Origin of the sequence: Streptomyces sp. NPDC058619, from assembly GCF_042717785.1 — a bacterium.
Lineage (GTDB): Bacteria > Actinomycetota > Actinomycetes > Streptomycetales > Streptomycetaceae > Streptomyces.
In genome coordinates this window covers 1-5,399 of the sequence record NZ_JBHXQN010000122.1, presented here as the reverse complement: position 1 = coordinate 5,399, position 5,399 = coordinate 1, and the positions used below count along the sequence as shown (strand labels likewise).

8 protein-coding genes and 1 pseudogene are annotated in these 5,399 nt (G+C 70.2%); 2 read left to right on the top strand and 7 right to left on the bottom strand.

Annotation, left to right across the window (positions count from 1 at the left end):
* Nucleotides 1-181: 181 nt before the first annotated feature.
* The 3 genes from ACFWTC_RS38395 to ACFWTC_RS38385 all read right to left on the bottom strand — a co-directional run bounded on the left by ACFWTC_RS38395 (nt 182) and on the right by ACFWTC_RS38385 (nt 2,121).
* On the bottom strand, nt 182-538 hold the full coding sequence (locus tag ACFWTC_RS38395; RefSeq protein ID WP_383932898.1) for a hypothetical protein: 357 nt from the start codon (nt 536-538) through the stop codon (nt 182-184).
* Between the two features lie 169 nt (nt 539-707).
* Nucleotides 708-1,292, bottom strand: a complete 585-nt coding sequence (locus tag ACFWTC_RS38390; protein WP_384030606.1) for a WHG domain-containing protein — start codon at nt 1,290-1,292, stop codon at nt 708-710.
* On the bottom strand, nt 1,285-2,121 hold the full coding sequence (locus ACFWTC_RS38385) for an alpha/beta fold hydrolase (RefSeq protein WP_384030604.1): 837 nt from the start codon (nt 2,119-2,121) through the stop codon (nt 1,285-1,287). Before ACFWTC_RS38385 ends, ACFWTC_RS38390 begins: the two co-directional genes overlap by 8 nt.
* A 185-nt stretch (nt 2,122-2,306) precedes the next feature.
* On the opposite strand from ACFWTC_RS38385, the pseudogene ACFWTC_RS38380 reads away from it, so the two are divergent.
* Both ACFWTC_RS38380 and ACFWTC_RS38375 read left to right on the top strand, forming a co-directional pair.
* Nucleotides 2,307-2,558, top strand: a pseudogene (locus ACFWTC_RS38380) (dienelactone hydrolase family protein); the annotation flags it as partial.
* Between the two features lie 426 nt (nt 2,559-2,984).
* Nucleotides 2,985-3,254, top strand: coding sequence for a hypothetical protein (locus tag ACFWTC_RS38375; protein ID WP_384030602.1), 270 nt, complete (start codon nt 2,985-2,987; stop codon nt 3,252-3,254).
* Nucleotides 3,255-3,360: 106 nt separating this feature from the next.
* On the opposite strand, the gene ACFWTC_RS38370 is transcribed toward ACFWTC_RS38375, so the two are convergent.
* The 4 genes from ACFWTC_RS38370 to ACFWTC_RS38355 form a co-directional block, all read right to left on the bottom strand.
* Nucleotides 3,361-4,044, bottom strand: coding sequence for a nucleotidyl transferase AbiEii/AbiGii toxin family protein (locus tag ACFWTC_RS38370; RefSeq protein WP_383932902.1), 684 nt, complete (start codon nt 4,042-4,044; stop codon nt 3,361-3,363).
* Nucleotides 4,041-4,406, bottom strand: a complete 366-nt coding sequence (locus tag ACFWTC_RS38365; RefSeq protein ID WP_383932904.1) for a hypothetical protein — start codon at nt 4,404-4,406, stop codon at nt 4,041-4,043. The genes ACFWTC_RS38370 and ACFWTC_RS38365 overlap by 4 nt, the downstream gene beginning before the upstream one ends.
* Before the next feature lie 167 nt (nt 4,407-4,573).
* Nucleotides 4,574-4,711, bottom strand: coding sequence for a hypothetical protein (locus ACFWTC_RS38360; protein ID WP_384030600.1), 138 nt, complete (start codon nt 4,709-4,711; stop codon nt 4,574-4,576).
* A 313-nt stretch (nt 4,712-5,024) separates the two neighbouring features.
* Nucleotides 5,025-5,369, bottom strand: coding sequence for a MerR family transcriptional regulator (locus ACFWTC_RS38355; protein WP_384075127.1), 345 nt, complete (start codon nt 5,367-5,369; stop codon nt 5,025-5,027).
* Nucleotides 5,370-5,399 lie beyond the last annotated feature (30 nt).

Genomic DNA, 5,399 nt, shown 5'->3' with positions numbered 1-5,399 from the left:
TCTGGCACAACGACAAAACCGATCAACCCATCAAACGGTCACTGACCGCCTACGATCACTGACCGCAACGACACCCCTTGGACTCATTCATCTAGAGGGGCCCAAATCGTCCCCCTAGTGCAGAGCAGAGGCAGGGCACAGGTCCCGCCCGTAGTGCAAAACAGAGCCCAGGTCTCCGCAGTCACCGGCGCGCTGGGTGCTCAGCTTGATCGTGGGTCGCACTCAACAGGGCTCGCCAGCGCGGTAGCTCGGTGAACGGCACGACCAGGCACAGGACAGTCACCGTTGCGGCGATCCACGTCCCCCACAGCGCCCACGCAGACGCTGCCGCCGCCACCAGATGGAGCACGACCAGCAAGATGGTGACGATGCCCGGCACCGCAACGGGCGCGTCTCCGCCGGGCCGGTCGCCCGGAGTGCTGAAGACGGCAGGCAGCCCGATCAGCAGCAGGACGGCGCCGATCGCCAGCGGGATGGACTGCGACCACAGGGCCCAGGGGGTGCACACCCAAGCGGTCACCTCGCCGGCGAAGCGCATGCCGCCTCGGACCTAGTCGTGCCCCGGCCGTTGAGTCTTGGTCCTCACGGTGCTTACGGCGGCCTCCTGACCTCGATCAGCAAAGGGCGCCTCGGACAACGGCCCGGCCGGAGTCTTCCCGTGTACAGGTGGCTGTGGGGTGGATAGGGAGGGATCGGTGGCGGCCATGTCATCCTTCGGAGGCGTGGTCAGGAGGGTCGGCCTGGAATCCGGCGATCAGGGTGTCGATGAGGAAGCGGAAACTCCGCGTGACGTCGCGGGGCATCTCGAAGCCGCCGGCACCCTCAAGGGTGACGAACCCGTGAAGTGCTGATCGCAGCGCCCGCGCGGAGTCGACCACGCGCGCGTCGGGCAGGCCGAAACCGGCGAGGACGTCGAGCAGAACCTGCAACGCCGCTTCGCTGACGCGGCGGTCCTCCTCGTCACCGGCCGCCGGAGCGGGGACGGTGGCGGCGTAGCGGCCGGGATGCCCCAAGGCCCAGTGGCGGTAGCTGTCGGCGAACGCCCGGACCGCGTCCGGGCCGGAACGGCCGACGGACTCCCGGGCCAGCTGCTGGGCGAATTCAAGCTTGGCCTGGACGGAGATGCCGTGCCGCACTTCGCGCAGAGAGCCGACGTGCTTGTACAGGGACGGCGGCCGTACGCCGAGCCTGTTGGCCAGCAGACCCATGGTCAGGCCCGCCAAACCGACCTCGTCGGCGAGCGCCGCTCCCGCCGCGACGACGGCGCTCTTATCGAGGCCCGCCCTAGGCACGGGCGTGTGCTTCCAGGAAGGCCAGCATCAGGGACACCGTCTCCTCGGGGTACTGGTCGTGCGGGTAGTGGCCGGCTCCCTCGACCACCGCGAGCTCTCCGACACCGGCCGGCATCGCAGCCACGATCGCCTCGCCCTCGGCGCGCGGATCGACCCAGTCGGGGTCGAGCGAGCCCTGCACGATCAGGGCAGGGCACCGTACGTTGCCCAACTGGGCGCCGGCGTCGGTCGGCGCCGACTGCCCCATCTTCTGCATCGCCCGCATCCGGCCGGGCTCGCCCAGCATCGCCTCGATGCGGGCCCGCCGGTCGGTCCAGTCGGCCGGCTTGCGGCCCGGGTAGGCGTGGTCGAGATAGCGGGACCACAGTCCCGCGCTGCCGAACAGGCTGGCGCCGAGCAGCCGGAAGGCACCCTTGCGGTAGCTCTTCGAGCGGAAGTCGCCGAGCTTGATCGACTGCGCGCGCGTGAAGGGGCCCAGCTCGATGATGCCCCTGACCAGGCCGGAATCCTGGGCGGCCGCGATGGTGGCGGCGCCGCCGGAGATCGAGTGGCCGACCAGGACGGCCGGGCCGCTGTCGATGTGGCGGATCACCGCGAGCAGATCGCCCGCGATGTCGGTGCGCGAGTAGGAAGGCCATTGCGCGCTCGACTTGCCACAGCCCCGCAGGTCGACCGCGGCCACTCGATACCCCGCCGCCACCAGACGCGGCAGGACGAACCTGTACGCCGCGCGGCTGTCCCCCATGCCGTGGGCCAGGACGACCAGCGGGCCTTCTCCGGCGGCCTCGTAGGCGATGGTGCCGCCCGGGACGGAGACAAACTCAGCCATGAGCATCTCCCTGCTCGTTAAGCGCAATAGCTATAAGCTAATGCGACTAGCCAGAAGCTAATGCTAATAGCTAAGAGAGTCAACCCCGGCCAGGTGCCAGGTGAGGGCGAGGGGGAAGGTCCAGCTCGGTCCGGGGTGGAGCGGTAGGGGAATGAGCTGAGGCGCAGCTCGGCCGGGTCCGCGTCGCTTTCGCCGCCTTCCCCGACGGTGGTGAGCGGCGCCCAGGGGTGCTGATGTACGCGGACGGCTTCGTCATTCGGCCCGTGCTGCGGGAGATGGCCCGCGAACTGGCCGGGCACGGGTACTACGTGCTCGTCCCCAACCTCTTCTACCGGCACGGCCCGGCACCGGTGATCGAACTTCCCGAGCGCATCGGAGAAGAGGTCCGGCCTGCCGTCTTCACCCAGTTGATGCCTTTGATCGAGGCGCACACCGCCCTGGAAGCGTCGACTGGAGGAGCGCCGCCAGACCATCGAGCGGCTTGAGGCCGAGCTGACCGGATGTATCGGATGCGGATGTCTCTCGATGAAGGCATGCGCTCTGCTGAACCCCGGAGACACGCTCGCTAGGGACGGTATCGGCCCCCGACGGCTGTGAGACGGAGCATCGCGCCAGAGTGTTCAGCGCGGTCGCTACACACGCTGTAGGGACATCGCCTGGGAATGGATCATCGCCCCTGACGGCCGCCATGCCGACCCGGACCGACTCCCCGCTGCCATCGCCGCCGACCCGCGGGTGACCTCAAAGAGAACGGCAGGCTCCGGACCTGGGAATGCGCCGCCCCTGCCAGCCTCCATGACGCCGGCGACGTCTGGGCCTACTGGCCCTCGCCGCGCGACGGCAAGCCGCCGGTGGGTCACACCATGCTGCTCACCCGCACCGAGATCGCCCGCGCCTACGCCGGCCACGGAGGACTGGCCAAGGGCGAGGACTACGTCTACGTCATGTCCGTCACCGGCATCAGCGACGGCGAACTCCTACCGGACGTCGTCTACCACTACCGCCAGCACCGCGGGCAGTGGACGAAGCAGGCGACGTACCGCGACAGGGCCGAGTACGACGCCCGGACCTTCGCATGGAACCCGGGCCGGGCCTTGCGCGAAGTATGCCGACGCGCGGCCCTCACCGGCTGATGGGGACCTGCGGGTTCCAGCGAGAAGCCCCGAGACGGCTCCTGGGTGAGCCCACCAGATCCGTAGCAGGGCGGCGAGGATCTCGCTCAGCCTCAGCGCCCAGCGCTCAGGCGTCGTGGCCGGGGTCGTCATCGTGCTCGGGGTCGTGCAGGCGCTGGTCGAGGTCGTCGGTCCAGTGGCGGGCCCAGGTGCGCAGCTCGGCGGTCTGGTCTTCGGTGAGTCCGTAGGCAGCGAACTCGTCGTCGTCCGCCCAGTCCGCTCCGGCCAGGCGGTCGCGGAGGTCCTGGAGGCGGAACTCGTCGCGGCCGTGGCGCTCGCCGAGGCGTTCGAGCTCGGTGGTGGTGCGGTGGCGGGAGGCGGCGTGGACGTCGATGAAGTCGCGGACCGCGCCGCGGTCGGCCAGGGCGCGGACCTTCGTACCGATGACGGAGTCGAAGGCGAGGACCGGGCCGTACTCGGTCTGGGCCGGCGGGTTCCAGAAGTGTTCCTTGAGGACGTCTACCTCGCACTCCTCGCCCGTGTCCGGGTCGATGACCATCAGCCGGGCCGACAGGGGGTCCACGGAGATCACGCGCACCTGCCAGCCGCGTGCCGCCAGACCCTGCTCGAGGCCGGTGGCGATCTCCGCCATCGGGGCGGGGTTCTCGGTGGCGACGTCGAGGTCCTGGCTGAGGCGCTCGACGAGGCCGTGGGCCTGGACGGCGTACCCGCCGGTGATCACCAGGGGGTACGGGGCGCCGATGTCGATCACGGCGGCGAGGAGTCGGCGGTGCAGGTCGCTCAGGTTCACGCGGCGGCGGACCCTGTCGTCGCGAGCTCGGGGAAGGCGTCCTCCCAGACCTCGCGGAGGTGCCGGCTGACCAGGGTGCGCAGGACGGGCCACTGGGTGAGCAGGAGGTCGCGGTTCAGGAGGGCTACGAGGTCCTCGTGCTGCCCCTCGGCCAGGACGGTGCGGTAGAGCCCCATGCGCAGGCGCGGGCGGTCCAGATCGTAGGAGCGCAGTCCGGACCAGGCCACGTGCAGCGGCAGCTCGACCACGCCGTGCCGGGGCCCGGCGAGCTTCTCCAGCGAGGCGGGCAGCCGGCCCGCGTACCGGGCGTGGAGCACCTCGGCCGCCGAGGGCGCCGCACTGCTGGAGGAGGGCATGACCATGGACCCGATTATCCCGCGTCCCGCCCGTCCCCGGTACCGCAGACGCGCATACGGCCCTCACGAGCCGTCTGGGCCTCGTGCACGAGGCCCAGGCGGGCCGGCGGTACTGTCCCCGGTCGAAGCGGGCACCGGGCGTGACTCGTGCCCGCCGCCGTCGGGTGCCGCCGCTACAGGGTGCGGGCCTCTTCCACGCTGTCGGCGGTCGTGAACAGCCGGCCGGCCTGGGTGAGCTCCAGGACTCGGGCCAGGGAGCGGGGCAGGGGGCCGGCCAGGACCAGACGGCCGCTGCGCAGCAAATCCAGCATGGTGTTGAGCATGGTGGGTCGGCGAAGGTGACGCGGCTGACGTCCAGGACGATCCGCCGGACTGCCGGGTCGGCGACGGCCGGTGCGCAGGCCTGCCGCAGGGGTTCCAGGGTGGCCTGGTCGAACTCTCCGGAACACGCGATCACGCAAACACCATCGCCCTCGTCCGGAAAGTACCAGGACGTCTTGTTCCACAGGTTTTCCGGGCTTTCCTTGATCGGGCTCAAGAGTCTCGGCTGGACAGGGGTATGCGGAAGAGCCGATGTGGGAGTTCTCCACATCGGCTCGTGAAGGTGCGTGAAGTCGGCGCCGGTCAGGCCGCGGCCCGGGACCGGGCCGGCGCCGCGGCGGCGGCCCGCTGGTGCTCGGCGTTGATGCGCTGCGCCTCCTGGAGCTGGTCTTCGAGGACGACGATCCGGCAGGCCGCCTCGACGGGCATGCCCTGGTCGACGAGTTCCCGGGCGCGGGCGGCGATGCGCAGCTGGTAGCGGGAGTAACGCCGGTGGCCGCCGGCCGAGCGGAGCGGGGTGATCAGGCGGGCTTCGCCGATCGCGCGCAGGAAGCTCTGGGTGGTGCCGAGCATGTCGGCGGCACGGCCCATCGTGTAGGCGGGGAAGTCATCGTCATCGAGACGGCCGAAGGAGTCGTCTGCTGTCATTTCACCTCTCTGTGCAACATGCGGAGGGGC

What these genes read in the sequence shown, in the direction of transcription:
- ACFWTC_RS38385 (WP_384030604.1), bottom strand. Translation starts at nt 2,121, where the DNA reads ATGGCTGAGTTTGTCTCCGTCCCGGGCGGCACCATCGCCTACGAGGCC.
- ACFWTC_RS38375 (WP_384030602.1), top strand. Translation starts at nt 2,985, where the DNA reads ATGCTGCTCACCCGCACCGAGATCGCCCGCGCCTACGCCGGCCACGGA.
- ACFWTC_RS38355 (WP_384075127.1), bottom strand. Translation starts at nt 5,369, where the DNA reads ATGACAGCAGACGACTCCTTCGGCCGTCTCGATGACGATGACTTCCCC.
- ACFWTC_RS38365 (WP_383932904.1), bottom strand. Translation starts at nt 4,406, where the DNA reads ATGGTCATGCCCTCCTCCAGCAGTGCGGCGCCCTCGGCGGCCGAGGTG.
- ACFWTC_RS38395 (WP_383932898.1), bottom strand. Translation starts at nt 538, where the DNA reads ATGCGCTTCGCCGGCGAGGTGACCGCTTGGGTGTGCACCCCCTGGGCC.
- ACFWTC_RS38360 (WP_384030600.1), bottom strand. Translation starts at nt 4,711, where the DNA reads ATGCTGGATTTGCTGCGCAGCGGCCGTCTGGTCCTGGCCGGCCCCCTG.